Below are 25,119 nucleotides of genomic sequence, written 5' to 3'. Positions count from 1 at the left end.
GTAGGCGCGGACGTCCGTGCTCGGCTAGGTACGCTCGGTTGCAGTCACAGCTGGGGCATAGGTTAGACAAGCCTTCGTCATGGGTTAGCTGCCCATAGTTGAAGGTATGAACAACAGCGCAGACCAGAACACCAACCAGAACACCCAGCAGACCCAGGCAGAGCAGAAGACCAGCTGGGTCAAATCCAAAACCACTCGACGTACCGCCCTGATTGGCGGCCTGGGCCTCTTGGGCACCGCAGGTCTTGGCACAGGCTGGGCCTACAACCGCTACCTGCGTGACCACACCGAAATCGCAGACGTAGCCGCCTACGAGGCTCAGGCTGCTTCTAACAGCACCACGAGCGCCGCGGCGTCCGACACCGAATTAACCAACATGCAGGTGACCGACACCGGCGTCACCGCAGATAACGGCTCTATCGCCCTGAATACCATCGTGCTCAACGAGGGCACCAGCGACCAGATCACCGCCTACACCGCGGAGGTCAAGCTGGGGTCAGCGAGCATCCTGCGCTCGGCCTTCGCTAACAACCAGTTCGGCCTGAACATCGTGCAGAACCCCAGCGAAATGGCAGCGGCTCACAACGCTATCTGGGCTATCAATGGCGACTACTACGGCTTCCGCGAAACCGGCATTGTGGTTCGTAACGGCGTGGTCTACCGCGACTCTCCTGCCCGCACCGGCCTAGCCTTCTACGCCGATGGCAGCGTCAAAATCTACGACGAAACCGCCACCACCGCCCAGGCACTCGTTGATGAGGGCGTGCTCAACACCCTCTCCTTCGGCCCGGCACTGGTGGAGAACGGCGCGATCCTCGACGGCATCGAGGACGTCGAAGTCGACACCAACTTCGGTAACCACTCCATCCAGGGCGAGCAGCCCCGCACCGCGGTGGGCGTCATTGGCACCAACCACCTGCTTTTCATGGTGGTCGACGGCCGCTCAGAGGGCTACTCTCGCGGCGCCACCATGACCGAACTGGCCCAGATGATGATTGACGCCGGCTGCACCACCGCCTACAACATCGACGGTGGCGGCTCATCGGTCATGATTTTCAACGACTCACTGGTCAACAACCCGCTCGGTAAGGGCGAAGAACGCGAAACCAGCGACATTCTCTACATCGCAGGAGCCTAAACGCCATGCTGATTCTGATTCCCGCCTACAAGCCCGATACCTCCCTGGTGCGTCTGATTGAAGACATAGACGCCCGCGCCAACGCCGAGGGCACCACTGCCCGCGTGCTGGTGGTCAACGACGGCTCCGGCCCCGACTTCGCTCCTATCTTTGAGCAGGTCGAACAGCTGGGTGCCCGGCTAGCCCCCGCCCCCTCGGTCGAGCGTCGTTTTGCCCGGTCTGGGCTGGTATCGGTGACTGTGCTGCACCTGTCCGCTAACGGCGGTAAGGGTGCAGCGCTGCGGGCGGGAATCACCTGGGCTCAGGCTGAGGCACCCGGTGAGGTTATCGTGACCGCGGACGCTGACGGCCAGCACCTGCCCGCCGATATCCTGGCCGTGGGTAGGGAAGCGGCGGCGCAGGCGTCCGCCGGGCAAAAAACCCTGGTGATGGGCGTGCGAACCATTGCCGACCCCACCGCTCCCGAGACCCGGGTGCCGCTGCGCTCCCGGGTGGGCAACGCACTGACCGCTGCCCTGTTTGGCCTGTCGACCGGGCAGAAACTGGCTGATACCCAGACCGGCCTGCGCGGGCTTACCCCGCAGATTCTGCCCTGGGCACTCGACCTGCCCGGTGACCGCTACGAGTACGAGTTCAATATGCTGCTGCGGGCCTCGCGCTTTGGGGTTCAGCTGGCCCAGGTGCCGATTACTAAGGTTTACGAGCCGGGTAACCCTACCAGCCACTTCAACCCGGTCCGGGACTCCCTGCGGATCTACGCGCCGCTGCTGGCCTTCCTGGCGGCAAGCTTCTCGGGCTTCATCATTGACACGGTGGCCCTGATGGTGCTGGTTGCCCTGGGTGCGCCTCTGCTCCTGGCGGTTGTGGGAGCCCGCGTGACCTCGGCCCTGTGCAACTTCGCCCTAAACCGTATCGTCATGCACGATGGCGGGCCCCGCCCGCAGACCCACCATTCTCTGGGGCGGTATGCAGTACTGGCTGTGGCGATTCTGGTGACTAACACCGCTCTGCTGGAGGCCCTCACCTGGGTAGGGCTGCCGCTGCTGGCCGCTAAGGTGCTGGTCGAGCTGGTACTCATACCGGTCAGTTTCGCAGCGCAGCGCCGCTGGGTATTTGCCGATCAGGGGCAGGGCACACCGACAAAGAGCGCGGACGCCGCCCTCCCCGCGCCTGCGCCGGGCGAGCAGGCACGTGAGCAGCAAGCCCTGCTCAAGGTTGCCTAACCCCTAAGAGTTGCGGAAAACGGTGGTGGGCCCGGTCAAAAGACCGGGCCCACCACCCTTGTATATGTTCCTGTAGGGCCTACTTGTAGGTCCCCAGCAGCACCGCAGCGCCGCCGTCCACGCCCTTAGCGCCCTGCACATAATCGGGGTTGGCCTTGTGCTCGCCGGTGTCCTTCTGCACGGTACCCAGTACCCAGGAAGGCAGACCGCGCTTATTCAGACGCTCAACGGCCGCATCAGCAACCGACGGGTCAACCACAGCAATCATGCCCACACCCAGGTTGAGGGTGCGTTCCAGGTCAGCCTGGGGCACAGAACCCAGCTCACCAATCAGCTTGAAAATCGCCGGAATCTCCCAGGTCGAACGCTCCACCACGCCCACGGTACCTACCGGCAGCACACGGGCCAGGTTAGCGGCCAGACCGCCACCGGTCACATGCGAGAAGCCGCGCACACCCGAACCGGTCTGCCCGTCCTCACCGTTGACAGGGAAAGCCTCAATCAAATCCAGGCAGTCAGCAGTGTAAATGCGGGTGGGCTCCAGCAACTCCTCGCCCAGGGTGCGGCCCAGCTCAGCCACCTCACGCTCGTACTCCCAGCCAGCAACCGAAAGCACCTTACGCACCAGGGAATAGCCGTTGGAGTGAATACCGCTGGAGGCCATAGCAATCAGCACGTCACCCTCGCGCACGCGGTCGGGCCCCAGCAGCTCGTCGGCCTCGACGATGCCGGTAGCGGCACCTGCCACGTCGTACTCGTCCTCAGCCAGCAGACCGGGGTGCTCAGCGGTTTCGCCGCCCACCAGGGCGGTACCAGCCAGGGAGCAGCCCTCAGCCACACCGCGCACAATATCGGCAATGCGTTCGGGCACCACCTTGCCGGTGGCAATGTAGTCGGTCATAAAGAGGGGGCGGGCACCGGTTACCACGATGTCATCAACGACCATACCCACCAGGTCATGGCCAATGGTGTGGTGGATATCGAGCTTCTGGGCAACTGCCACCTTGGTGCCCACACCATCGGTGGAAGTCGCCAGGTAGGGCTTACGGTAATCCTTGAGCACAGACAGGTCAAAGAGGCCAGCAAAGCCACCCACGCCGCCAACCACACCGGCCCCGTGAGTTGCCTTGACGGCGTCCTTCATCAGCTCAACAGCGCGGTCGCCCGCTTCAACATCTACACCAGCCGAAGCGTAGGTAACTGCGTTCTGGTTCTCGCTCATTTAGCGGGCCTCTCGGTCAGTGCCGGTAGAATCGGCAGGAATCGTATCTTGGGGAAGGACTAAATCTTCAAGGTCTGAATCGGGGCCAGGCTCACAAGAGCCAGTGCCCGATGACGCCGCCGGGGCACCATCAAACTTGTGCTCCAGCGCCTCGGTGCCGGGGCGGGTTTCGATAGACACCGCCTTGGCCTTAGAAGGCTTATGGGCAACAGGACGCTCCACCGTCACCTCAGCCGCGGTACCGGCCAGCGGGCCTCCCTTGGAATCATCAAAGATGGACTTGCCACGGCGGTCTTCGCTGGGCAGCTCGATGGGGTACTTACCGGTAAAGCAGGCGGTGCACAGGCGCTCGCGGGGCTGCTCGGTAGCGGCAATCATGCCCTCTTCTGAGATGAAGCCCAGGGAATCTGCGCCCAGCGACTTACCAATCTCTTCAATGGTCAGGCCGTTAGCAATCAGCTCGGAGCGCGAGGCAAAGTCGATACCGTAGAAGCAGGGCCACTTGACCGGCGGGGACGAAATCCGCACATGGACCTCTTTTGCGCCGGCCTCTCGCAGCATGCGCACCAGGGCGCGCTGGGTGTTGCCGCGAACGATAGAATCATCAATCACGACCAGACGCTTACCCTCGACCACGGAGCGCAGGGGGTTGAGCTTGAGCCTAATACCCAGCTGGCGGATGGTCTGTGAAGGCTGAATGAAGGTGCGGCCCACATAGGCGTTCTTCACCAGGCCGTTGCCGAAAGGAATACCCGACTCCTCGGCGTAACCAATTGCCGCCGGGGTGCCGGACTCGGGGGTGGGCATAACCAGGTCAGCTTCTACCTGGTGCTCACGGGCCAGCTGACGACCCATCTCAACACGGGACTCGTAGACACTGCGGCCCGAAATCGTGGTATCGGGGCGAGCCAGGTACACGTACTCAAAGACGCAACCGGCGGGTTTGGCTTCGGCGAAGCGCTGGGAGCGTAGGCCGTCCTCGTCGATAGTAATGAACTCACCGGGCTCTACCTCGCGCACGAAGGAGGCACCGACGATGTCGAGGGCAGCGGTTTCTGAGGCAATAACCCAGCCGCGGTCAAGACGGCCCAAGACCAGCGGACGCACGCCCTGGGGGTCGCGCGCAGCGTAGAGGGTGTGCTCGTCCATGAAGACCAGGCAGAAAGCACCTGAGAGAGTGGGGAGTAGGTCGAGGGCGGCCTCTTCGAGGCTGTCAAAGTCGTGGTCCTTGAGCAGGGCAGTGACCAGGGCGGTGTCGGTGGTGTTGCCCTGGGCGAGCTCACCGCGTTCGGGGCGCTTACCGCCGTTCTTAGCCAGCAGACGGTCGTAAAGGTCAGCCGAGTTAACCAGGTTGCCGTTGTGGGCCAGAGCTAGCGTGCCGTGGGGGGTGTCGCCCAGGGTCGGCTGCGCGTTCTGCCAAATGTTGCCACCGGTGGTGGAGTAGCGGCAGTGACCCACCGCCATATGGCCGGTCATTGAGTTGAGGGTGGCCTCGTCAAACACCTGGGATACCAGGCCAATATCTTTGTAGACGTTCAGGTGTTTGCCGTCGCTGGTGGCGATACCGGCTGACTCCTGGCCACGGTGCTGTAGAGCGTAGAGGCCATAGTAGGTGAGCTTAGCGATATCTTCGCCGGGGGCCCATACACCGAAGACGCCGCATTCGTCTTTAGGGCCGTGGTCAACGGGGCCAAGGTCGAAGGATAGTTTTCCGTCAGGACGAGCCAAGGTGGTTTTCCGTCTCTTGTTGTGGGGTGGTTATCTCGCCGTGTAGCGTGGGGTAGCGCACGTGAGCGAGCGAACATATCAAGTGTACCTGCCCGATACGCTACTGATAAGTAAAGCCCACCGTGTGAACGTTTCTGCTCACGGGTGGGCTTGGCTTAGTCTTGCTGGCTGACAGCTCGGTAGGTGGTGGTGCGCTTGGCTGAGCGCCTATCGATGAGCAGGGCTACTACGATGGCGGCGGCGGTGCAGAGGGCCCCGAAGATAACGGCCATCACGCCGTAGATCGCGCCGAAAGTATAGTTGGGGTTTTCCGGGCCGAGGGCAGTCACAACGAAAGCGACAATGAGGCCGATGAGCAGGCCGGTGATAGCAAAGGCCGGTAGGGAGGGGGCGCGGCGCACCGTCAGGTTGGCGCGCTCAGGCGCGGACGCCGGCGCAAAATGCTTGCCGGGGGCTGCCTGCTTCTCAGCCTCGGTGAGAGGAGCAGCAGGTTCGGTGGGGCGACGGAATCTCGACAGGATGCTCATAACTACTAACCTTACCAAGGCTAGGTTTATAAATCGTCTGTGGTCTGTGCTAACTCTAAAGCATGGAGAGACGTATACCTTTGACTTTGTGTATAGGCGCTTCCTCGACCGTGACGCTCGTGTTTGATGGGATGGCTAAGGGTTCGGTGCTCACCATGGGGAGGTTTTTCGTTGGGCGATGAAAGGATAAATACCTGATAACGGCCACCATCCCAGCCAGCAGCTCGAGCAGCCATGATAGCGTTGCCAAGTTTGCGTTCATTTCGGTTGTTGCTTGCCATGAGCTCCTCCGCGTGTTCTTCGGTCCACAGCACATCATCACGTTTAAATTTAATCCGGGCTATTTCAGGCTTAATCTCTTTTTCAGAGTAAAAGGCCATATAGTTGACGTCTTTGAAGGATCTTCCTGCCTGACACACGTAAATATGGTGGTCGCAGTAAAGAGGCAAGGCATCTTTCCCCGCTACTACAACGGTGTCTTCTGAGCTTACGGGCTTTTCTGCGTAGATAGCATGCACTCTCGATACAGATCGCATCCAGTTCTCGAACTGTGGGTCAATGTACCCAGCCAACTTAAAGATTCTTGTAACTTCAAAGAGAATGTCCGTATTAAGCAGAGAATCGTGGTGGGCAATCCTATTTCTAAATTTCCTTACAGCTTCCAACTCGACAGCGACGGACTTGCGCTTCCCCTGGTACGCATACGGAAATGCTTTATGCAGGCACTTTTTCCATAACTCATCGTATTTGCTTCCCAGTAGCCCGGACCAGAAGCCAAAAGAAAGAGATGCTGAAATCTGATCCCGGTTATTTTGATGTACTTCAGGGAGCCGGTTCCGCCCTGTTGCTATCATTTCAGCAATGTGATGATTGATGAGTGGCTGTGAAAAAATCCACGGGACGCTCGAGGGGCTCTGTTCGTGGTATTCCCTGAGGGCCTTATCTATGGAATTACGCACCCCTACTTCAAGGTAAGCAATCAGCTCAAAGCAGGTACTCGCCATGCGATGTATCCAGGTGTAAAGTTCCAGCGCTTCTGGAGCTGAAGCTGTTTGTGCCCTGTAAGGTGAGAGACGGGGCTCAGAAAGGAGTTCCAATATTTTTGTAATGTCCATCTCATTTTTGTTAGGCATGTGGTCATGCTACCATGAGTATGAACGCCCCGGTGCGGCCTCTGCCTTGAGTAAGCTCCCGGGGCTTTTATTTTTAAAGAAGTGGCAGATAGTCGCTGAGATCTGCCCTTAGCCCGGACGCCGAAATCGCGGGGGCAGCACTCTGCCAGCTGTCATAACCCAGCGCGATAGCGCACCAGGTCATCGGGTCGGTTTCAACAACGTTGGGCGGGGTGCCGCGGGTATGCCGCGGCCCGGCAATACACTGGGTCACCCCAAAAGGCGGCACCCGCACCTCCACCGAATTGCCGGGGGCAAGGGTAGCCAGCTCTTCGAGCAGAAAACGGACGGACGCCGCCCGCACCTCGCGCGGCAGGGCAGCAAAAGCCGCCGCGCGGGCGTCCTCATTCTCTGCCCCCTCAAAAACCTGCCGTACCTGAGTAACGGCAGCGAGGCCGTCCGCCTCGGAAATCTTGCGGCGAATCGCCATTAGAGGAGCCCCTCAAATGCAGCGCCAGGCTTAAGAGAACCAACGGGCTGCCCGCCGCCGGTGATGGGTAGGGTGGTTCCAGCAACCGCCCGGTCAGCCACCTCAGCCTCTACATAACCTGCCGCCTGGAGCGCACGCACAGCGACCAGAGAAGCAGCACGGTTAGAACCATCAAGCATCTTCAGCGCCACCGATGCGCCAGAGCGCAGCCCGATGGCCAGCACACCTTCGGCACCGCGCTTGACCACGGCATCAAGAGTTTCAGCCAGAACCGTATCGGAGCCGCCGGGGCCATGGACGTACTCGGGATAGTCCACCATAGCCGTAGCGACGGTGGCTGCGCGGGCATCAGCTGTGATGTTCTCAACCGCCGAGCCCAGAGTGGAATAGGCTCGGGCAAGGCCCACCAGCGAGGTAGCAGCAACAGGGGCACCGCACCCGTCCACGGTCACATACTGGGGAGTTTCACCCGTGAATTCCTCAATAGTCTGAAGTACCAGCTCCTGCAGGGGGTGGCGCGGGTCGGTGTAGTTATCTGTCGACCACCCCGACTTCACACAGCCCCAGAGAAAGGCCGCGTGCTTACCGGAACAGTTAAAAGCCAGACGCTGCTTGTCGTGGCCGGCCCTTACCAGGGCGTGGTAACTGGGCTCATCAGCAGGCCAGGCCGGTGGGCAGAGCAGGGCATCGGCGGTTAGCCCGGCCTCAGCCAGCACCGACTGGGCAACCTTCATATGCTCAAAAGAACCGGTATGGGAACCGGCAGCCAGCGCAATCTGGGCCCCCTGTAACTCAGCCCCCGCGTTCATCGATGCAATAGCCTGCAAGGGTTTGAGCGCCGAACGGGCATAGACTAGAGCCTCGGGGGTTCCCAGGCTCAAGGCGGTAGAACCGTCGGGCGCCAGTACGACCAGCGACCCCACATGGCGGGACTCGATAAAGTCACCACGGGTGACGACTGCCAGCTCTGCTGCCTGCTGCGCGGTAAAAGTCTGCATGCCCACCAGTCTACTGGGTAGCCCTGGCCGCTGAAACGAGCGATGCCCGCACTTATTCTGATTCATCCGCAACTAGTTGCGGGTTTTTCAGAATAAATGCGGGCATCTACCGACTGGTCGTGCGAGATGAGCCGGGTGCGGCGTCCTCGCTACTGCTCTTTCTGCTGCTCAGAAAGAGCCTTGAGCGCCTCGCGGGCCGCGCGGGCAGCTCGCTGCGCCTCAGCCTGGGCCTCGTCTGCCGCAGCTAGAGCCTGGTCGGCAGCAACCACAGCGGCCTGGGCCAGAGCACGCGTGGACTCAACCGCCACAACCTGGGTGGGACTGACCGGACGCTCCGGCGCGGACGCCAGTTGCTGAGTGGGCGCCGGGGTCACCACTTCGTGCCGAGCGTCTTCCACCGGGGCGGACGTCCGCGCTTCAGTAGGTGCGGGGGCCGCCTCTTCCTCCTGGGCCCGAGCTTCGAGCTTGGTGCCCTCAACGTCCAGGTCGGGGAGCAGGCGGTCGAGCCAGGCGGGGAGCCACCATACCTTTTCACCCAGCAGGTACATGAGCGCCGGAATCAGGGTCATGCGCACGACGAAGGCGTCCAACAGTACACCGACCGCCAGCACGAAGCCGATGGAGGCGATCATGGGGTCACCGGAGAAGACGAAGCCGATAAAGACACCGGCCATAATCAGCGCAGCAGCGGTGACCACGCGGGCGCCGTGATGATAGCCCACGACAACCGAGGTCTTGGCTCCACGACCGTGCGAGTAGGCCTCTCGCATGCCCGAGACCAGGAAGAGCTGGTAGTCCATAGCCAGGCCGAAGAGAATACCCACAGCCAGAATCGGCAGGAAGGCAAGCAGCGGGCCGGGGGTCGAAACGTTGAAGAGCTCAGCAACCCAGCCCCACTGGAAAACAGCCGTGGTCGCACCGAGCGCTGCCAGCAGGGAGAAGAGGAAGCCCAGGGTCGCGGTGACCGGCACCAGAATGGAACGGAAAACCAGAATCAGAACCAGCAACGACAGGCCCATGACCAGCGCAACGTACACCGGCAGAACCTCAGCCAGGTTCTGGGCAATATCAACGGCCATTGCGGTCTGACCGGTGACGCCGAAGGTCACCTCACCGTTATCGGTTGAGACGGTCATATCACGCAGGGTGTGCACCAGGTCGGTGGTCGACTGGGCGTTGGGGCCCTCGTCGGGAATCACCTGGTAGAGCAGGGCGGAGTTGTCGTCAGAAATCATGGCGGGAATGACGGCTGAGACATCGCTCTGCTCCAGAAGGTTCTGACCCACCTCAACCTGCAGAGCCTTGGCCTGTTCCTCGGTGGTGCCCTCGGGCAGGCGGGCTGCTACCACGATGGGGCCGTTCTGACCCTCACCAAACTTGTCGGCAATCGTGGTGTACGAGATGTAGGCAACTGAATCCGTGGTTTGGGAGGCACCGGTCGGCAGACCCAACCGCATATCGGTCACCGGCAGGGCGACAGCACCCAGCGCCAGAACCGCAGCGGCAACGGTGGCAATCGGCTTCTTCAAGATCAGGCCGATCCAGCCGCGGTGGGCCTCCTCATGGGCAGCCGCCGCCTGCTTAGCTTCTGCCCGAATGGAAGCTGCCTGGGCGTCGTCCTCGCTGGCAGCCTGAGCGCCAGCCGCAATTTTCGCCCGCTGCTTTTTACTCAGGATGCGCTCACCCAGCAGAGACATTACGGCGGGGGAGAGAGTGGTGGCTACCGCCACGGCAACAGCAACCGCAAAGGCACCGGCGTTACCCATTACGCCCAGGAAGGGGATGCCCACGACGTTCAGACCCAGCAGGGCGATGATAACGGTAGCGCCGGCGAAGAAGACCGCGCCGCCGGAGGTGCCGGTGGCCAGGGCGATGGACTCCTTCACGTTCATCCCCTTAGCCAGGTTGGTGCGGTGGCGGTTCAGAATGAAGAGGGTGTAGTCGATACCCACAGCCAGGCCTAGCATGGTGCCCAGGGTGGGAGTAGTGGAGGTCATCTCGATGACGCTCGAGAGCGATAGGACGGCCAGGGCCGAGGTGCCCACGCCAATAATCGCCATGATAATCGGCAGCCCGGCAGCGACCAGGGTGCCCAGCATCAGGAAGAGGACGATAAAGGCAATGCCGATGCCGATAGCCTCAGCGGTCGCGTTCATCTCTGTTTCGATACCCTGCATGTACTGGTCGTAGGTGACGGTCAGGCCGTTATCGGACAGCACGTTGAGCTTCTGCTGGGTTTCTTCGAGAGTTTCTACAGGGATAGAACCGGTCTCAGCATCGAAAGTAACAGAGATAATGGCGGTGGAGTTATCCTCAGAAATCGCAACACCGCTCTCAGACATCTGCAGCAGAGCAGCGTTCTGCTCGATAGTGCCCTTACCGCTCTCTAACTGAGAACGGGAATCTTCAAGCTGGGCAAGACCGGCTTCATAGTCGGCGCGACCCTGATCGAGCTGGGCCTGGACCTCTTCCAGCTGGGTGCGGCCCTGATTGAGCTGTTCGGCAGTGGCGTCCAGCTGAGCCCTCTGGGCATCCAGCTGGGCCTGCTGGCCGTTGAGCTCACCAAAAGCTTCCGGCGGAGCACCCTCACCCTCAAGACGGCTACGGGCCTCGTTCAGCTGATTCTGGGCGTCCTCAAGCTGGGCATAGCCCTCATCGAGCTGCTGCTGACCAGACTCAAGCTCACCCTTGCGGGAATCAAGCTCAGCCTGCCCCGAATCCAACTGGTTCTTAGCGCCATCAAGCTGCGCCTGGCCGTCCGCAAGCTGCTGCTCGCCCCCGCTCACCTCAGCCTGACCCGCCTCAAGCTGCACCTGGCCGTCTGCAAGCTGCTGAGCTACAGCAAAGGGATCGGTGACGCTATCAACGCCCTCAACGGTCTCGGTCTCAGCAACGGCGCTCGCCACAGCAGCCTTCTGCGCATCGGTGAAGGCTGAGCCGTCCTCGGTCTGCACAATGGCAGAACCGGTACCGGCATTGAGATTCAGGTTGAAGGTGTCGCTCAGCTCTTCCTGAACCAGCTGCGCCTCGGTGCCAGGAATAGTGATGGAATCGGTCAAATCGCCCTTAAAAGAGGCGTAGGCGCCGCCAGCTAGAGCAATCACCAGCGCCCAGATGCCGATAACGGTCCAGGCGCGGCGAGCTGCAAAGCTACCGACTTTATAGAGGAACTCAGACATGGCCTGCCGGTTTCCCTTTCGTGTGGTTGTGTTTTCTCTAAACGGTCTGGTGGGAGGTAACGCTGCCGTCAGCGGCAAATACCGGGGTTCCGGCTGCTACCTGGTTGATATAAGCGTGGATATGGGGCACGAACATCTGGGGCTCGATAACCAGCTGCTTGGTGGGCTCTTCAAAAATGTTCTCTTCAAGTTCTTGAGCGAACCGCACAAAGGCGAAAACGTAACCCATCAGCAGGTTGTAGGCGAAGAGACCAAGGGCTAGTGACTGGTCGAGTGATAGATCGGGGTAGAGCTGATCAAACTCGCTACAGAGGGCGTTGCAGATATCGCCCAGGGTGAGGGTGACTTCGCGGGCTACCAGGTCAAACTCTTCCTCAACCAGTGCTGCGCCCAGGGTGACAAAGCGGACGAGATCCTGCTGCACCCGTTCGGTTTCTACCGCCTCGTGGAAGTGCTGCACCAGGGCCTGCGGGAGGTCTTCAATAGCGACTCCCCGGGGGAAGGGGGGCTCGTCGATGCAGGATTCGAGGTGGGATGAGAGCTGGTAGGTTAGGGCGTCTTCGAGTTTTTTGAAGTGGTTGAAGACGGTGCGTTCTGAGACCCCTGCCTGCTCTGCAAGGGCCGAGGCTGTTAGGCCTGTTCGCCCGCCGGTGAGCACAAGGTGTTCAGCGGCCGCGGCGATTTTTTGCTTGGACGCCGTCGAGCGGGCCCTGCGCCGGTCGAGGGGAGGGGTGTGTTTCAGCATGTATTTACAGTAACTGCAATATTGCAGGAACTGCAAATAGTTGGGGTGTGGGGTTAGGCACGGGCGGATGAGTGCGGGCTGGGGGGTAGTACGGGTGGAGAGTTAGGTGCGGCCGGGCAAACTCTCCGCATTTATTCTGAAAACCCCGCAACTAGTTGCGGGCAAATCAGAATAAGTGCGGGGGGATGGTGGGCCGCACGAGTTAAGCGGTTTCGACTGTGACCTTCTGTTGCAATTTTTTCCACAGGTCTGATGTGCACCTTGACAAGGGAGAACTGAAGTTATCCACAGGTTTGAAAATAGTGCTTGAGTGCTCGCAGCCACTCTGCGACAGTAGTCCCATGCATGACAGGATTGAACGCATTGCGGCCAAAGTGAAAACATCTCAACAGCTCAATCTGGAAGGAGTGAGTAAAAACCTCATCGGCGCTATGCACCGGCGGGGTGAGCTGATTCGGCTGACGCGAGGTGTCTATATCTCAGCGGCAGAAGGTCGGCAGTTTACTCCCGAAGAGCGGTGTATCGCTGTGACGATAGCGCTCGCGATGTCTCACCGGCAGGCGGTGCTCAGTCATACTTCTGCTGCGTTGATATGGGGCGCTCCGCTCTTTGGATTGCCCGCAAAGGTTGAGCTGTCTCTTCCCCGTTCTAACCATCGGCACCATAGCCAGGTCAGGTACCATAGCGCCCGGTCAGAAATATGTGAGGCGGCCCAGATGGTAGCTGGTTTTCCGGTCACGGACCCACTGACCACGATTCTCGACTGTGCTCGAACCTTACCTGTAGTTCAGGCCCTGGCAGTTACAGACTATTTTCTGCACCGCGCCCATGTAGATTATCGCGATGTCCATACCCAGCTCATGGGCGCTAGCGGTTACGGGACGAGCAGCTTTTCCCTGATTGCTGAGTCGATGAGCGCTTTGACCGAGTCCCCTCTTGAATCGCTGGCAATGCTCAGAATCGTGCAGTCTAACCTCGAACGTCCTCGTCAGCAGCTGGAAATAAGAGCGCACGATGGCAGGGTGCACCGTTCAGATTTCGCCTGGGAAGCGCTGAAACTTCTGTTAGAGGTCGACGGCCTGCATAAGTACTACGGTGCCTACCGCCCGACAGAGGAGCAGCTACGCAGGGATGCCCTGCGCCAACGTTCGCTTGAACTTATGGGCTGGACGGTCGTTCGAGCCACCTGGGACGACCTTATGAACAGGCCGCAGGTCGTGATTCAGCGCCTCATGCATGGTGGAGTGAGGAAGTTGGAACAGTGATTATCGAGACCTCTCCGCATTTATTCTGAAAACACCGCAACTAGTTGCGGGTAAATCAGAATAAATGCGGAAAGGCGATGGATGACGTGAGTTGAGTGGGGGCATCGCGGTGCGGACGCCGATACGCGCCTACCAGCCCCGAGCGGGCGTGCCGGGGCGGGCGTCCGCAAAAATCAATCGGCAAAAACCGCTCAAACTGCGGTAAAAACTTCATCAAATCGTGACCTTGCCGGTAGCCTAAAAGAATGAAGGTTTTGGTACTGGGCCCCGGCGGTCGTGAACACGCAATAATCCGAGCACTCCTGAAAGATTCAGCCGTTACCGAGGTGCACTCAGCCCCCGGTAATGCGGGTATCGCCCAGGACGTCCCCGTGCACGCTATCGATGCAAATAACCCCGAGGCAGCCCTTGCACTAGCCACCGAACTGGCCGCTGACCTGGTCGTTATTGGCCCCGAAGCCCCCCTGGTCGCAGGCGTCTCAGACACCCTGCGCGATGCCGGTTTTGCCGTTTTCGGCCCGTCCAAGCCCGCTGCCCTGCTCGAAGGATCCAAGGCCTTTGCTAAGGAAGTCATGGCCAGCGCCAATGTGCCCACCGCTATGGCTAAGGTCGCTACCAACCGCGAAGAAGCAGAAACCGCTCTCGCTACTTTCGGCGCCCCCTACGTTGTTAAAGATGACGGCCTGGCTGCGGGTAAGGGCGTCGTTGTCACCGAAGATTTCGATGCAGCCCTAGCCCACGCTGAATCCTGCTTTGCAGCTGGCGGTAGCGTCGTCATCGAAGAGTACCTGGACGGCCCTGAAGTCTCCCTCTTCGTGATCTCCGACGGTAGCACCTGCCTGCCCCTCTCACCTGCCCAGGACTTCAAGCGTATTTTCGACAACGACGAGGGCCCCAACACCGGTGGCATGGGTGCCTACACCCCCCTGCCCTGGCTGCCCGAAGGTTTCGTCGAAGAGGTTATTGAGCGCGTAGCCCAGCCCACCGTTGACGAAATGGCCCGCCGTGGTACCCCCTTTGTGGGCGTGCTCTACTGTGGCCTGGCAGCTACCTCCCGCGGCATTCGCGTGATCGAATTCAACGCCCGCTTTGGCGACCCCGAAACCCAGGCTGTGCTGGCCCGCCTGCGCACCCCGCTCGGCGGCGTCCTTCTGGCAGCGGCCAAGGGCGAACTGCCCGCCGACCTTGCTCTTGACTGGGACCCCCGCACCGCCGTCGACGTGGTTATGGCTGCAGAGAACTACCCCGATACTCCCCGCAAGGGCGATGCCATCACCGGCCTGGACGCCGCTAACCAGCGCGAGAGCGTTCATGTTGACCACGCAGGAACCGCCCTCGACGGTGAAGAGATCGTCACCACCGGCGGCCGTGTGCTGGCTGTTGTCGCCCTGGGCGAGAACCTCACCGAAGCCCGCGAGGCTGCCTACGCCGGCGTGCGCGACATTGCCTGGAAGGGTGCCCAGTACCGTTCAGACATTGCGCTCGCTGCCGCTGAGAATCGCATTCAGATTCCCACCCAGAACTAACCTCCTGTGACTGCCCACCGCACCCGCGTGGGCAGTCACTTTTCTATCACCTCACAGCCCACCTGCACACCCCCAGGAGAAAATCATGAGCCATACCCCCGTAGACATTCCCGGCTGGAAGCACGTGTATTCCGGCAAGGTCCGTGACCTCTACATTCCCGACGAGGATACCCAGGACGTCACCGGCCTGAACGTGAAGGACGATGCCGAACTGCGTGCCGGCTCCGTGATGGTGGTTGCCACCGACCGTATCAGCGCCTTCGACCAGGTGCTTCCCACCGAGATTCCCGATAAGGGCAAGATTCTGACTCAGATGTCCCTCTGGTGGTTTGAGCAGCTCAAGGGTGTGCCTAACCATGTGCTGTCTACCGACGTGCCCGAGGTGGTAGCTGGCCGTGCCATGATCTGTAAGTCTCTGAACATGTTCCCGGTTGAGTGCATTGTGCGAGGTTACCTGACCGGCTCCGGTTTGGCTTCTTACCGCAAGACCGGTAAGGTCAACGAGTTTGAGCTGCCCGCCGGTCTGGTAGATGGCTCCCGCCTGGAGCCTGCCCTCTTCACACCCACCGGCAAGGCAGAGGTGGGGGAGCACGACGAGCCCATCACCCGTGAAGAGCTCGACGCTGAGGTGGGGGAGGCTATCGCCGACCGCCTGCAGGAACTGACTCTCTATGTCTACGAGACCGCCGAGAAGATTGCGCGTGAGCGCGGCATCATTCTGGCCGACACCAAGATTGAGTTCGGTACCGACTCCTACCGCGGTGAAATCACCCTGGGCGATGAGGTGCTGACCCCCGATTCATCTCGTTTCTGGGATGCCGATGACTACGAGCCCGGCCGTGCCCAGGCGTCCTTCGATAAGCAGTATGTGCGCGACTGGCTCAAGAGCGAGGAGTCGGGCTGGGACGGCACCGGCCCCGTGCCCGAGCTTCCCGCCGAGGTTGTGGAGAAGACCCGTGCCCGCTACGTTGAGGCCTACGAGCGTTTGACCGGGCAGAAGTTCGAGGCTTAGACCTGCGTATCGCGTACCTTCTGGTGGTACTCGTAGTGGGCGGCCCCGATTTCTGAGAGGGCGTAGAACCAACGAATGTGCTCAGCGACTGTTCGCTGGGCACGTTCTGCATCTCCGGCAATAACCGCCGCGTAGATGGCCCGGTGCTGGTCCTGGAGTTCCCGTTTGGTTGCTTCCCAGTTGTCGAGGTAGGGCACGGCTTCCTGTACGTAGCCTACGGTTGCTAGGTGCAGGGAGTCGATGACGGTGTCCATCACGATGTTCCCACCGAGGGACGATATTTCGTAGTGGAAGCGGGTGTCGCAGAAGTGGAAGCGGTCGTCGCTAATATCTGCGTGGTCCATTTCTTCGAGGTAGCGGCGGGCGGTGGCGAGGGACGCGGCGTGTTCGGGCTGGTGGGCTACGTCGGCTGCGCGGGCGGCGGCTTCGCCTTCGAGCAGGACGCGGGTGCTCACGATGTCTGCTACCGGCAGGGTACGGGTGGCGATGTGCATGCGCAGGGCCCAGCCGAGGGCGTCCGAGGGCTCTGAGACCACGACAGCACCGGCCTTGGGACCTGAGCCCACCCCCGACCGAATGAGGCCCACCGCGGAGAGAATGCGCAGGGCTTCGCGCACCGAGGCCCGTGAGATACTGTATTCCTCTGCCAGGGAGCGCTCACCGGGCAGGCGGTCGCCGATACGCAGCTGGCCGTGGCGCAACCGGTGTTCGATGGACTCGAGCAGGGCGGTATAGGTGGGCTCTTTTTCTTTCACGCGCTGTCTTTCAGATTGAGAGATAACTAGATTAGGGAAAGGTTAGGCAGGCTCGCGGCGAAGCTGCTGGCTCCGATGAAGTGAGCGAGTGCGAGCGCGCGAGCACACAAGAGCGAACGGAATCCGCCGTTAGGCGGGGCGTGAGGGTCAGGCTTGCGCCTATTCCGCCCGCAGATTTGTTTCCTCGCGCGCTCGGAATCTGCCGGGCTTCATCCAGCGTGAGCCTGGCATACCTTCTGAACAAACCTCATAGACAAGGTATAGGTAAGGGCGGTGCAGTTCCAACGTGTGTTACGTGGGACTGCACCGCCCTTGTCTGCCTAACTCATAGGGCGAGGCTGGTGATTAGTGGCCGGTGAGGTAGGGCTCAACCAGAAGACCGGAGAGAACGGTTGCCTGGAGGAAGACCAGGGCACAGACGGCCAGCAGCAGGATGAAGGACCAGCCGAGAACTGCCTTGAAGATTTCGGACTCCTTGCCTTCCATGTTGACCGAGGTGGCCGCGATGGCGAGGGACTGGGGTGAAATCATCTTGCCGACCACACCACCGGTGGTGTTAGCAGCCAGCATGAGTTCGGGGTGGGCGCCGGTCATGCCGCCTTCTTGCAGGTGCTCAGCGGCGGTCACCTGGAGCTTGGAGAAGAGGGCGTTGGCTGAGGTGTCGGAGCCGGTGACGGCGGTGCCGACCCAGCCGAGGACGGGTGCCAGGAAGGCGTAGGCGACGCCGAGGGAGGCGACGTATTCGCCGATGGCAACGGTCTGGCCGGAGTAGTTCATGACGAAGGCCAGGGCCAGAACGAGGGCGATGGTAACGGCGGTCCAGCGCATCTTGTAGGCGACGGTACCGATTTCCTTGACGGCGTCAGCGATAGAGATCTTGTACTTGCCGTTTTCGTTGAAGATGGAGTACAGGATGGCAACGAGTAGACCTGAGATCAGCAGGTAGGTGCCGGGGTTGCCGAGCCATGCCCAGGAGTAGACGGAGTTGACCGGGTCGCCTGAAGCGGTGAGCAGACGGTCCTTGAGCAGGGGCATCTCGAACTTGATGGCGGTGGTCTTGAGCCAGTCGACGAGCGGGGTGTAGAGGTTAGCCAGGCCGAAGATGATGATGACGACGAGGTAGGGCATCAGAGCCATCCAGATGCGGCGGCCGGGCAGGTGCTCGATTTCGAGGGGTGCGGTGATGCCGTAGCGTTCGCGGATGCCTTCAACGCCGCGGGGCTTGACAAAGCGCATGAAGACGACGGCTGCTGCGATGGATACGATACATGCGACGACGTCGGTGAGCTGGTAGACAAAGTGAGCTGATGCCCACCACTGTGCGATGGCGAAGGAGCCGCCGATGACGGCTGCGTGCAGCCAGGCGTCCTTGAGGCCCTTTACGCCGTCGAGGATCCAGAGGAGGATGAAGGGGACGAAGAAGGCGATGAAGGGGGCCTGGTGGCCGACGAGAGCTGCGATGACGGTGGCGTCCTTGCCGCCCACTTCACCGGCGGTGGTGATGGGGATAGCGACAGCGCCGAAGGCAACGGGTGCGGTGTTGGCGATGAGGACGGTGGTGGCAGCCTTGAGGGGCTTGACGCCGAGGGCCAGGATCATGGTTGCGGTAATAGCAACGGGGGCGCCGAAGCCAGCGAGGGCTTCAAGGAGGCCGCCGAAGCAGAAGGCGATGAGGATGGCCTGGATGCGCAGGTCACCGCCGCCGATGAGGTCGAAGGTGCGGCGCAGGTCTTCGAAGCGGCCTGAGAGGACGGTGACTTCGTAGAACCAGATGGCCATGAGGATGACCCAGACGATGGGGAAGAGGCCGTAGATGCCGCCGCGGAAGGCTGACATGCCGGCGAGGTCCCAGGGCATGCCGAAGCCGAAGATGGCGACGAGGATTGCAACGATCAGCGATACGAGACCGGCGACGTGTGCGCGGGCTTTGAAGCCGAGCAGCATGATAAAGAATGCCAACAGCGGCAGGGTGGAGACCAGGGCGCTGAGCGCGAGGCTTCCTCCTACGGCGTCGGTTACAGCGGTATAGGTATTTTCCACCGTATTCTCCTTAGTGATGTGTGGTATGGCTGGGCGTCACATCTGTGGGGTGCTGAGCCAAAAAATATGAGGCCTAACCTCCTGTGGTCAGACCATTGCTTTTCGAGGTCTACGTTACATGAGGTAGTTCACTTTCGCCAAGCTGTGGCCGCATCTATTTGCGGTATTTTTTTCGCCCCTGTGGTTTTGTGGGTTTTTCGGGGTTTTTGGGTGCGCTCTTGTGTTGGCATGTACCTGCTTGTGTGGTTCTTGGGGTGCGCGGACGCCCGCGGTGGAGGAGCGGGGTTCTTTCAGCTTTCTTTGTGCGGTCAGACCGTTAGATTATTTGCATAAGAAAATATGCCCTATTTAAAGTATCGAAACACCGACCCCATCGTGTTAAATGAGGGAGTAGGAAAAGAATCTAACAGGCACCCCGCCCGCCCTTCCTCTCCCACCCGGCCACCGGCGTCCGCGCCCCTGAACCGGTGAGGAAAACGCGGGCTACCCATGCCGCACAGAAGAAGAGAGAACCAACATGCGTGTCGCACTGTTTTCAACGTGCATCGTCGACGCAATGTACCCCAAGGTAGCTAAGGCTACCGTTGACATCCTGGAGCGTCTCGGCCACGAGGTCGTCTTCCCGCAGGGCCAGACCTGCTGCTCCCAGATGCACGTCAACTCGGGCTACTTCGACGACGCCTACCCCATCGTCAAAACCCACGTACAGGCCTTTGAAGAATGGGACTTCGACGCAATCGTTGCGCCCTCAGGCTCCTGCGTCGCCTCCCTGGGGCACCAGCAGCCCATGATTGCAGAGCGAGCAGGCGACGACGCCACCGCCCGCGCAGCCGCCTCACTGGCTGCCCGCTCCTTCGAGCTCTCCCAGTTCCTCATCGACGTCTGCGGCATCACCAACGCAGCAGAACAGCTGGGCTCCTACTTCCCCGAGAAGGTCACCTACCACTCATCCTGCCACGGTATGCGCCTGCTGGGTCTGGGCACCCGCCAGGAAGACCTGATCCGCACCGTCGAGGGCCTGGAATACACCCAGATTGACGGCCTTGACCAGTGCTGCGGCTTCGGCGGAACCTTCTCCTTCAAGAACGCAGACACCTCCGGCGCCATGGTTGCCGACAAGGTAGAGAACATTGAAGCAACCGGTGCATCGGTCTGCACCGGCGGCGACTCATCCTGCCTGATGAACATCGGCGGCGCTCTCTCCCGCAAGAACTCACCCGTACAGACCGTACATTTCGCCGAGATTCTTGCATCCACCAAGGAAAACCCGCTCAAGGTCACCGGCCCCGTAGCCGTTACCGCAGGAGGTAAGTAAAGCCATGTCAACCACCGCACTCGGCATGCCCAAGGTCCGCCACGGCGTCGGCAATATCTTCGAATTCGAGCCCTTCCCCGAATACGCAGAGAAGGAACTCCAGAACGAGCAGTTGCGCGCCAACCTGGGCTTTGCTACCCACAAGATTCGTAACAAGCGCGCCGCCGTTATCTCAGAACTGCCCGACTGGCAGGATCTGCGCACCGCAGGTTCCATGATCAAGCAGAAGGTCATGGCCAACCTTGACACCTACCTCGAAGAGTTCGAAAAGAACTTCACCGCCCGCGGCGGCCACGTACACTGGGCCCGCGACGCCCACGAGGCCAACGAAATCGCCCTCAAGCTGATTCAGGCTGAAGGCGTCACCGAGGTCAACAAGATTAAGTCAATGGCCACCGCCGAAACCGGCCTCAACGAGTTCCTTGAAGAGCACGGTATCTACGCTATTGAAACCGACCTGGCAGAAGAAATCGTCCAGCTGGGCGACAACGACCGCCCCTCCCACATCCTGGTGCCCGCAATTCACCGCAACCGTACCGAGATCCGCGACATCTTCCTTAAGAAGATTGAGGGCGTCAACCCCAACCTCACCAACGACCCGGCAGAGCTGGCAGAAGCCTCCCGCTTCCGCCTGCGTGAGAAGTTCCTGACCAACAAGGTCGCCATCTCAGGCGTCAACTTCGGCATCGCCGAAACCGGCACCATGACCATCGTTGAATCTGAGGGTAACGGCCGTATGTGCCTGACCCTGCCCGATACCCTGATTACCTTCATGGGCATCGAAAAGCTGCTGCCGACCCTGCAGGACCTCGAGGTCTTCACCCAGCTGCTGCCCCGCTCGTCCACCGGTGAGCGCATGAACCCCTACACCTCCATGTGGACCGGTGTGACCCCCGGCGACGGCCCCCAGAACCTGCACGTCATCCTGATGGATAACGGCCGCACCGCAGCCCTGGCCGACCAGGTCGGACGCCAGGCCCTGCACTGCATCCGCTGTTCAGCCTGCATGAACGTCTGCCCCGTCTACGAACGCGCAGGTGGCCACGCCTACGGCTCCACCTACCCCGGCCCCATCGGCGCAATTCTCTCCCCCCAGCTGGGCGGTATCGAGAACCAGTACAACTCCACCCTGCCCTACGCATCCTCCCTCTGCGGCGCCTGCTACGAGGCCTGCCCCGTCAAGATCAATATCCCCGATGTGCTGGTTCACCTGCGCGGCAAGGCCGTTGATCACGAAAAGGCCCAGGGCGAGTTCGAAGGTGGCAAGAAGGAACGCCACGTGCAGATGGACGCCATGATGTTCGGCGCCAAGAAGCTCTTCAGCTCAGGTGCCCTCATGGCCCTGGCCACCAAGGGTCTGCCCGCCTCCAAGCTGATTACCGGCAAGAAGGGCAAGATTACCAAGCTGCCCGGTATCGTCGGCGGCTGGACCGAATACCGCGATATCCCGGCACCCCCCAAGACCTCCTTCCGCAACGAGTGGAAGAAGGAGCGCGGCTCTGCCCCCAAGCGTGTAGGCGGCGAACGCGTTGACCTGCAGGCCATCATTGCCGCTAACCAGGCCAAGATTGCCGAGGCCCACGCCAACGCTGAGACCGCTAACCCCATCGCCCCCAAGGAGGCCAACTAATGTCTGATGCAAAAGCAGAAATCCTGGGCCGCATCCGCGCCTCCCTCTGGGACAACCCCCAGCCGGCTGAGCCCGTCCGCTCCTACCGCCGCGAAAGCGACAAGGGCGCCGAGGAAATCATCGAGATGCTGGTCGACCGCCTGATCGACTACAAGGCTAACGTCTACCACGAGACCGAAGAGACCATCGCCGCCCGCGTGGGCGAGCTGCTCGGCAAGTCCTCCCGCTACGTGGTGCCCACCGGTCTCAAGACCGAGTGGCTGCCCGAAGACACCGCAGCCCGCTCCCGCGTGGTTGACTCCGGCAACGCCAACAAGCCCGGAGCCCTCTCCGTGCGCGAACTTGACGCCATCGACGCGGTTGTCACCTCTTCAACCGTCTCCTGCGCTGAGACCGGCACCATCGCCCTGAACAGCACCGAGACCGAAGGCCGCCGCGCCATTACCCTGGTACCCGACCACCACATCTGCGTGGTTCCCGTCGATACCATCGTTGAGCTGATCCCCGAGACCGTGGCCCGTCTGAACTTCGACAAGCCCATCACCTGGATCTCAGGCCCCTCAGCGACCTCAGACATCGAGCTAATCCGCGTTGAAGGCGTGCACGGCCCCCGTACCCTGGACGTCATCATCCTCAAGTAGGCTGATACCCGCTCTGTGATAGAAAGGGCCCCCTTGCTCAGGCAAGGGGGCCCTTTTGCTGGGTACTCCAAGGGGGAGCTAGGAATTCGGACGCTTGATGACGGGAAGAGCGCCCGTTGCCGCCCGCACCGCGGCGGCCCGCTCTAGTTTCTTAGCGCTACGGCGCTGCCGTGAGCTTGAGCGGCCAGAGGCACCCGGGTGGGAATCGGCGTCCTTACGCCCCATAGCCCCGATGGCCGAGGCCCACAGGGGGAAGAGAAGGACGGTCAGCGCCCCACCTGCCACCAGCAGGGAAGCGTTCTGTTCGCTAAGCAGGTCGTTGGCCAGCGCCACCTCGGTGACAGCAACAATGATGGGCAGGCCCGCAGCAGAGTAGAGCCCCAGCTGGAGCTTTTCCTGCACGGCGGTGAGCCCCGAACCGGTGTCGAAGAACTTTTCAGCGGCAAAGACAGGCAGGCCTCGCACCACCAGAATACCGAGCACAATACCGGCAAGAAGCAGCGGCTGCTCCCAAATGACCGACACCTTAATGCCCATACCTGAGCTCACGAAGAAGAGGGGAATGAGGAAGGAAAAGCCGAGGGCCTCAAGACGCTTGGAGAAGGGCTCAAAGGCACCATCGGGGGTAAGGGAGCGCAGGATGATGCCGGCGGCAAAAGCGCCGAGCACCACATCGAGCTCAAAGACCGCGGCGACCATCATGAGGGTAGCCAGAAGGAACATGGCCAGGCGGAGCATGGTCTGGCTGGTGGTGTTAGCCTCAGCTGCCATGGTGCGGCGCAGGCCAGGAATATGCTCGAAGAGGCGGTGGGGCACAACCGCTGAAATAACCGCAATGACCATAAAGGCCAGCAGAATCAGCACCGCAACCCAGGGGGCGTGCGACGAGAGCAGCAGGGACATCGCAAAGATAGGGAGCACCTCGCCGATAGCCCCGTGCACCATCACCCCGTCGCCGACTTTCGTGCCCGCCTTACCGTGGCTTTTGAGTAGGGGCAGCAGGGTGCCCAGGGCGGTTGAGCTCAGGGCAATACCGATGACCGCGTAGGTAGAGAAAGTACCCGAAAACTGGGAGAGGCTCATGGCCAGAACCAGGCCGAGGGTGAAGCTCACCAGCCAGGAGCCCACGGCGAAAGCCCCCTGGCGTCCGCGCAGAGCTCCGGCGTTAATTTCGTAACCAGCCAGCAAAAAGAGCAACCCCAGACCCAGGTCTTTGACCAGGGCCACCCCACCGTCGGTGCTGGCAAACCCTAGCACCTGCGGGCCAATGAGTACGCCGAAGATAATCAGGAAGACAACATCAGGGATTTTCTTCTTCACCAGGGCGGACGCCAGGGGCGCCAGTAGGGCAGCGGCAGCTATCCAGAAGATAGAAACATACTCGCTGGTCGCCGAAGAACCGGCGGCCAGAAGGACGACGTCGGTGGAGTGGGTGCTCATAGTGACTTTCAAAGAGGTGAGGGGCAACCTAACCAGTGTGCCATGGGTTCCCCTGCCCGTGCATGGTGGCGGGGCAGTGTTAGGCTAAAGCAGGTATTTATTGAGGAGTATTGCGTGACCGACCTAAAGACCGCAGGCCGTGTTATCGGTATTGACCTGGCTCGCTGTGCTGCCCTGATCAGCATGTTTATCGCCCATGGAGCCCCCGGCGGCGGGCCCGGTGGGGTGCTGAACCTGAGTGAGTTTCTGACCGCCCCGCTCTTTGCCTTCCTCTTGGGGGCAGGTGCCCTCTTTTCGTCTCAGCGTATGAGCTTCCCCGCCCTCTTCGCCTCCTCGGTGGTGCGAGCTATCGCCCTGGTTGCTGTGGGGCTCTACATCGGTACCTGGGGTGCCCAGGTCGATATTGTCTTGGAATATCTAGGTCTTTTGAGTTTGCTCATGGCTCCCCTGGTCTTCCTGCCCTCCTGGGCTCTAGCGGCCCTGGCCGTGGGCACCTGGTGGTTTGCGGCGTCCGCCCGGACCTACTTTCAAGCCCAGGCTATCCAGGCGTCTTTGGACGGTAGCTATGCTGCCTACCTCTACGAGTGGATGTTCACCGGCCATAACTATCAGGTCTTCACCCTGCTCACCTATGCCTGCGTGGGGGCTGTGATTGCTTCCCTGATTGAGCGCTGGGGCGTGTGGGGCGATGTAGCTCTGGCCCTACTGGGAAGCCTGGCAACCGGTGCCCTCTTCTGGTACTCCCGCTTTGCTGTGGCTGAGTTCGTTCCCTACACCTCAAGCCGCCTAGAAATTGCTTTTAGCCTGGCAGCCTGTCTGGCTACCGTTGGCTGGTGCTGCCTGCTGGCGCGGGCAGTGGCAGGACGCGAGCACCTGGCCGGGGTGCCGGTAGCGGCTGGGCGCATGACCCTCTCCCTCTACGTGCTTCAGATAGCTGTGCTGGCTCTCTATTCCACCTATGCTCCGGCCTATGGCCTGCCTGCCTCGGATAACTCCTGGGCTATGATGTTCGGGCTGATTCTGGGGGCTCTGCTTTTTGCCTGGGTCTGGCAGCGCCTGCTGGGCCAGACCTTCCTGCGGCGTGGCCCGCTGGAAACTCCGTTAGCCTGGGTCTCCGGAAGAGGCTAGACTCT

Annotated in this window: 20 protein-coding genes; 9 read left to right on the top strand and 11 right to left on the bottom strand. The window is 60.9% G+C overall.

All coding sequences use genetic code 11. The features are described from left to right. Nucleotides 1–106 precede the first annotated feature (106 nt). Both ACED88_RS05260 and ACED88_RS05255 read left to right on the top strand, forming a co-directional pair. A complete protein-coding gene (locus tag ACED88_RS05260) occupies nucleotides 107–1,138 on the top strand; it encodes a phosphodiester glycosidase family protein (RefSeq protein ID WP_449108966.1) in 1,032 nt (343 codons plus the stop codon). Nucleotides 1,139–1,143: 5 nt separating this feature from the next. After that, complete coding sequence (locus tag ACED88_RS05255; RefSeq protein ID WP_449108965.1) at nucleotides 1,144–2,361, top strand: GtrA family protein; 1,218 nt, start codon at nucleotides 1,144–1,146, stop codon at nucleotides 2,359–2,361. A 79-nt stretch (nucleotides 2,362–2,440) separates the two neighbouring features. On the opposite strand, the gene purM is transcribed toward ACED88_RS05255, so the two are convergent. The 8 genes from purM to ACED88_RS05215 all read right to left on the bottom strand — a co-directional run bounded on the left by purM (nucleotide 2,441) and on the right by ACED88_RS05215 (nucleotide 12,362). Continuing rightward, the gene (purM, locus tag ACED88_RS05250; protein WP_449108964.1) at nucleotides 2,441–3,583 is read right to left on the bottom strand and encodes a phosphoribosylformylglycinamidine cyclo-ligase; all 1,143 of its coding nucleotides are present in this window, start codon (nucleotides 3,581–3,583) and stop codon (nucleotides 2,441–2,443) included. Beyond that, a complete protein-coding gene (gene purF / locus ACED88_RS05245; RefSeq protein ID WP_449108963.1) occupies nucleotides 3,584–5,311 on the bottom strand; it encodes an amidophosphoribosyltransferase in 1,728 nt (575 codons plus the stop codon). It abuts the gene before it with no gap. Nucleotides 5,312–5,466: 155 nt separating this feature from the next. Further along, nucleotides 5,467–5,838 carry a hypothetical protein gene (locus tag ACED88_RS05240; RefSeq protein ID WP_449108962.1) on the bottom strand — a complete coding sequence of 124 codons (372 nt, stop codon included), beginning with the start codon at nucleotides 5,836–5,838 and terminating at the stop codon, nucleotides 5,467–5,469. Between the two features lie 26 nt (nucleotides 5,839–5,864). After that, nucleotides 5,865–6,971, bottom strand: a complete 1,107-nt coding sequence (locus tag ACED88_RS05235) for a hypothetical protein (protein ID WP_449108961.1) — start codon at nucleotides 6,969–6,971, stop codon at nucleotides 5,865–5,867. Nucleotides 6,972–7,044: 73 nt separating this feature from the next. Next, on the bottom strand, nucleotides 7,045–7,440 hold the full coding sequence (locus ACED88_RS05230) for a sterol carrier family protein (RefSeq protein WP_449108960.1): 396 nt from the start codon (nucleotides 7,438–7,440) through the stop codon (nucleotides 7,045–7,047). Beyond that, entirely contained in the window at nucleotides 7,440–8,438 is a 999-nt protein-coding gene (locus ACED88_RS05225; protein ID WP_449108959.1) for an asparaginase, read from the bottom strand. Before ACED88_RS05225 ends, ACED88_RS05230 begins: the two co-directional genes overlap by 1 nt. 149 nt (nucleotides 8,439–8,587) lie before the next feature. Continuing rightward, nucleotides 8,588–11,617 carry an MMPL family transporter gene (locus ACED88_RS05220; protein ID WP_449108958.1) on the bottom strand — a complete coding sequence of 1,010 codons (3,030 nt, stop codon included), beginning with the start codon at nucleotides 11,615–11,617 and terminating at the stop codon, nucleotides 8,588–8,590. 37 nt (nucleotides 11,618–11,654) lie between these two features. Then, a complete protein-coding gene (locus ACED88_RS05215) occupies nucleotides 11,655–12,362 on the bottom strand; it encodes a TetR/AcrR family transcriptional regulator (RefSeq protein ID WP_449108957.1) in 708 nt (235 codons plus the stop codon). A 341-nt stretch (nucleotides 12,363–12,703) separates the two neighbouring features. Between ACED88_RS05215 and ACED88_RS05210 the strand changes: the two genes are divergently transcribed. The 3 genes from ACED88_RS05210 (at nucleotide 12,704) to ACED88_RS05200 (ending at nucleotide 16,165) form a co-directional block, all read left to right on the top strand. After that, entirely contained in the window at nucleotides 12,704–13,627 is a 924-nt protein-coding gene (locus tag ACED88_RS05210; protein WP_449108956.1) for a DUF559 domain-containing protein, read from the top strand. A 245-nt stretch (nucleotides 13,628–13,872) separates the two neighbouring features. Next, complete coding sequence (purD, locus tag ACED88_RS05205) at nucleotides 13,873–15,153, top strand: phosphoribosylamine--glycine ligase (protein ID WP_449108955.1); 1,281 nt, start codon at nucleotides 13,873–13,875, stop codon at nucleotides 15,151–15,153. An 85-nt stretch (nucleotides 15,154–15,238) separates the two neighbouring features. Then, nucleotides 15,239–16,165: a phosphoribosylaminoimidazolesuccinocarboxamide synthase gene (locus ACED88_RS05200; RefSeq protein WP_237185095.1), complete on the top strand. Its 927-nt coding sequence runs from the start codon at nucleotides 15,239–15,241 to the stop codon at nucleotides 16,163–16,165. Here the strand turns inward: ACED88_RS05200 and ACED88_RS05195 are convergent. Both ACED88_RS05195 and ACED88_RS05190 read right to left on the bottom strand, forming a co-directional pair. After that, nucleotides 16,162–16,920, bottom strand: coding sequence for a FadR/GntR family transcriptional regulator (locus ACED88_RS05195; RefSeq protein WP_449108954.1), 759 nt, complete (start codon nucleotides 16,918–16,920; stop codon nucleotides 16,162–16,164). The two genes, ACED88_RS05200 and ACED88_RS05195, sit on opposite strands and share 4 nt — an antisense overlap. Before the next feature lie 345 nt (nucleotides 16,921–17,265). Further along, complete coding sequence (locus ACED88_RS05190; RefSeq protein WP_449108953.1) at nucleotides 17,266–18,960, bottom strand: L-lactate permease; 1,695 nt, start codon at nucleotides 18,958–18,960, stop codon at nucleotides 17,266–17,268. 517 nt (nucleotides 18,961–19,477) lie between these two features. Between ACED88_RS05190 and ACED88_RS05185 the strand changes: the two genes are divergently transcribed. From ACED88_RS05185 to ACED88_RS05175, 3 genes are read left to right on the top strand one after another with little or no spacing between them, the layout of a single operon-like run. Beyond that, entirely contained in the window at nucleotides 19,478–20,275 is a 798-nt protein-coding gene (locus tag ACED88_RS05185) for a (Fe-S)-binding protein (protein WP_135012547.1), read from the top strand. Nucleotides 20,276–20,279: 4 nt separating this feature from the next. Further along, the gene (locus ACED88_RS05180) at nucleotides 20,280–21,905 is read left to right on the top strand and encodes a LutB/LldF family L-lactate oxidation iron-sulfur protein (RefSeq protein WP_237194979.1); all 1,626 of its coding nucleotides are present in this window, start codon (nucleotides 20,280–20,282) and stop codon (nucleotides 21,903–21,905) included. Then, the gene (locus ACED88_RS05175; protein ID WP_449108952.1) at nucleotides 21,905–22,546 is read left to right on the top strand and encodes a LutC/YkgG family protein; all 642 of its coding nucleotides are present in this window, start codon (nucleotides 21,905–21,907) and stop codon (nucleotides 22,544–22,546) included. Before ACED88_RS05180 ends, ACED88_RS05175 begins: the two co-directional genes overlap by 1 nt. 78 nt (nucleotides 22,547–22,624) lie before the next feature. On the opposite strand, the gene ACED88_RS05170 is transcribed toward ACED88_RS05175, so the two are convergent. Further along, nucleotides 22,625–23,986 carry a cation:proton antiporter gene (locus ACED88_RS05170; protein WP_449108951.1) on the bottom strand — a complete coding sequence of 454 codons (1,362 nt, stop codon included), beginning with the start codon at nucleotides 23,984–23,986 and terminating at the stop codon, nucleotides 22,625–22,627. 114 nt (nucleotides 23,987–24,100) lie between these two features. Between ACED88_RS05170 and ACED88_RS05165 the strand changes: the two genes are divergently transcribed. Next, nucleotides 24,101–25,114: an acyltransferase family protein gene (locus ACED88_RS05165; protein ID WP_449108950.1), complete on the top strand. Its 1,014-nt coding sequence runs from the start codon at nucleotides 24,101–24,103 to the stop codon at nucleotides 25,112–25,114. The last annotated feature ends 5 nt before the right edge of the window (nucleotides 25,115–25,119 follow it).

Source organism: Rothia sp. 11273D007AR (genome assembly GCF_053547255.1).
Note: the sequence above shows the minus strand (reverse complement) of the source record. Positions and strands in the feature narration are given on the sequence as shown.

Bases quoted from the DNA above. Each gene is read 5' to 3' on its own strand.
- ACED88_RS05260 (WP_449108966.1), top strand. From the start codon at position 107: ATGAACAACAGCGCAGACCAGAACACCAACCAGAACACCCAGCAGACC.
- ACED88_RS05255 (WP_449108965.1), top strand. From the start codon at position 1,144: ATGCTGATTCTGATTCCCGCCTACAAGCCCGATACCTCCCTGGTGCGT.
- purM (WP_449108964.1), bottom strand. From the start codon at position 3,583: ATGAGCGAGAACCAGAACGCAGTTACCTACGCTTCGGCTGGTGTAGAT.
- ACED88_RS05240 (WP_449108962.1), bottom strand. From the start codon at position 5,838: ATGAGCATCCTGTCGAGATTCCGTCGCCCCACCGAACCTGCTGCTCCT.
- ACED88_RS05235 (WP_449108961.1), bottom strand. From the start codon at position 6,971: ATGCCTAACAAAAATGAGATGGACATTACAAAAATATTGGAACTCCTT.
- ACED88_RS05230 (WP_449108960.1), bottom strand. From the start codon at position 7,440: ATGGCGATTCGCCGCAAGATTTCCGAGGCGGACGGCCTCGCTGCCGTT.
- ACED88_RS05225 (WP_449108959.1), bottom strand. From the start codon at position 8,438: ATGCAGACTTTTACCGCGCAGCAGGCAGCAGAGCTGGCAGTCGTCACC.
- ACED88_RS05220 (WP_449108958.1), bottom strand. From the start codon at position 11,617: ATGTCTGAGTTCCTCTATAAAGTCGGTAGCTTTGCAGCTCGCCGCGCC.
- ACED88_RS05215 (WP_449108957.1), bottom strand. From the start codon at position 12,362: ATGCTGAAACACACCCCTCCCCTCGACCGGCGCAGGGCCCGCTCGACG.
- ACED88_RS05210 (WP_449108956.1), top strand. From the start codon at position 12,704: ATGCATGACAGGATTGAACGCATTGCGGCCAAAGTGAAAACATCTCAA.
- purD (WP_449108955.1), top strand. From the start codon at position 13,873: ATGAAGGTTTTGGTACTGGGCCCCGGCGGTCGTGAACACGCAATAATC.
- ACED88_RS05200 (WP_237185095.1), top strand. From the start codon at position 15,239: ATGAGCCATACCCCCGTAGACATTCCCGGCTGGAAGCACGTGTATTCC.
- ACED88_RS05185 (WP_135012547.1), top strand. From the start codon at position 19,478: ATGCGTGTCGCACTGTTTTCAACGTGCATCGTCGACGCAATGTACCCC.
- ACED88_RS05180 (WP_237194979.1), top strand. From the start codon at position 20,280: ATGTCAACCACCGCACTCGGCATGCCCAAGGTCCGCCACGGCGTCGGC.
- ACED88_RS05175 (WP_449108952.1), top strand. From the start codon at position 21,905: ATGTCTGATGCAAAAGCAGAAATCCTGGGCCGCATCCGCGCCTCCCTC.
- ACED88_RS05170 (WP_449108951.1), bottom strand. From the start codon at position 23,986: ATGAGCACCCACTCCACCGACGTCGTCCTTCTGGCCGCCGGTTCTTCG.